General features: G+C 38.1%; 2 protein-coding genes and 1 pseudogene. 1 reads left to right on the top strand and 2 read right to left on the bottom strand.

Going from position 1 to position 1682, the window contains the following annotated elements; genetic code table 11:
• The first annotated feature begins 337 nt into the window (after positions 1 to 337).
• Positions 338 to 523, top strand: coding sequence for a hypothetical protein (locus QUB39_RS30425; RefSeq protein ID WP_333212884.1), 186 nt, complete (start codon positions 338 to 340; stop codon positions 521 to 523).
• A 116-nt stretch (positions 524 to 639) separates the two neighbouring features.
• On the opposite strand, the gene QUB39_RS30420 is transcribed toward QUB39_RS30425, so the two are convergent.
• A protein-coding gene (locus QUB39_RS30420) for an IS630 family transposase (RefSeq protein WP_333212886.1) occupies positions 640 to 1529 on the bottom strand; the annotation gives its coding sequence in 2 pieces (ribosomal slippage) (positions 640 to 1004 and positions 1004 to 1529; 891 coding nt in all).
• Between the two features lie 34 nt (positions 1530 to 1563).
• A pseudogene (locus QUB39_RS30415) lies at positions 1564 to 1682 on the bottom strand (IS630 family transposase); the annotation flags it as partial.

Genomic DNA, 1682 nt, shown 5'->3' with positions numbered 1-1682 from the left:
AATACATAAATATAATTGCACGGAAAAAATTAATTAGGATTGCTCTAGGTCTAGAAAATCATTTAGGATTGCTATATATACCATTTTATATACCATTTTGGTATGTATTACTGAAAAACTAGAGCTTGTTAATCGCTAAAACCTTTATCAGTCAAGGGATACGGAGAGGGTGGGATTTGAATTAGCGCTGAGTTCTCAATCGACGCTTTTACGTTGTTCTAGCCATTTTTTGTGCCTACTCTGAAAGTCCTGTTTTGGATTTGAGCGAATACCGAGCGACTTGCTGTACGCTGTCTACAGCAAGCAAAGTCGGCATTCTTATAGTAGGGAGCGAAAGATGAGCGAAAAGTCTAATCCAGTCACGGCAAGTACCACTGGAGACTACCTTGTTGGTTACGAGCGGATTCTGGACTACTTCAAACAAGCACAGAAGGAATGCCCCAAGGGCGTAGGACTAAAAAGAGACAGGAAAGCTAGCGGTGGCTACATAAGTAGGTCGGCGGGAAAATCCATAAGTATGTAACAAAATATTAAGTCGGGTGACTGGACTTGAATTTAATACGTTGTGTAGGGTAATCTCCTCTTTTTCCTCTAACTTCTACTCCATGAATTACGGCGTAGGCGAGTTCTAATTCATCCTCAAACAAATGTCGCTGCTAATTCATCTTCTTTAATGTGTTGCCACTCTAATTCAATTGGGTTCATTTCGGAACAATATTTAGGCAAGAAAAAAATATATAAACCCTGAGCTTCCCACTTTGACCACAACTGTTTAACCTCCTGACATCGGTGTATTAGACCGTTGTCTTGTACAATAATTCTAATCCGTTTCATTTGGGCCGCTTCTTCTGCTTCTTTTTCCATCATCTGAATATAAGCTTTTCGATCAACACCTCCAATTACCAAACCATATACAAAGCTACTTAAAGGTTCAAAAAGCCCCACAATACTTAATCTACGACCTCGATTTTTAGTTTGCTGTATCCGTTTTTGTTGACTTTTTTGTAATATGTATAACTTCCTTTACTCCACGCACAAAATCCTGATTCATCTAAATATTTTAAGTCGATTTCTCCGGCTGCCGCTGCTAATTCCAGCATATCTAGGTCTGATTGCTTTATTGCTCGTTGTTTGGGGTCTTGTTTTCCTTTATGACTTGGACTAGCTCTTTTCCAAATGATCCCTTTTTTTTTTAGTACCCGTCTTAGTCGGTCGGGACTTAATTTAATAGAGCGCTCTTTTTCTAACTTATCAGCTAATTGAAAACTGTTATATGTACGTGGTTCTTTTTTTAAGCATTCTGACAAAAACTCTATATCTTCTTCTTTCCATTTGGCTTTTACCCCTCGACCTGGTTTTTTCCAAAGGCTTTCTATACCAAATTCTTCCCATTTATGTAAGACTGCTCTCACTGTTTGTGAAGCCCAGTTAAAGTGAGTAGCTATTTTCTCAACATACCAGCCATTTGCGTTTAACCTGATTACTTCTGCTCGATCTTTGACTTTTTGTGGTACTTTCGCCGTTCTCAGATTATAGTTATTTCAAATAAGTATGAGACACTCTTCATGCACAATAAGCACGAATAACTTCATCAAGAGATGTGTTAGGAGACGCATACATTTTAGCTCTCTTTAATGCACTAAAATCATGCTCAATATCATTTAAGTCAGGAGAGTATTTTG

Source organism: Microcoleus sp. AT8-B5, assembly GCF_036705565.1.
GTDB lineage: Bacteria > Cyanobacteriota > Cyanobacteriia > Cyanobacteriales > Microcoleaceae > Microcoleus.
The sequence above is the reverse complement of the archived record's forward strand: the minus strand, read 5'-3'. Positions and strand labels throughout refer to the sequence as shown.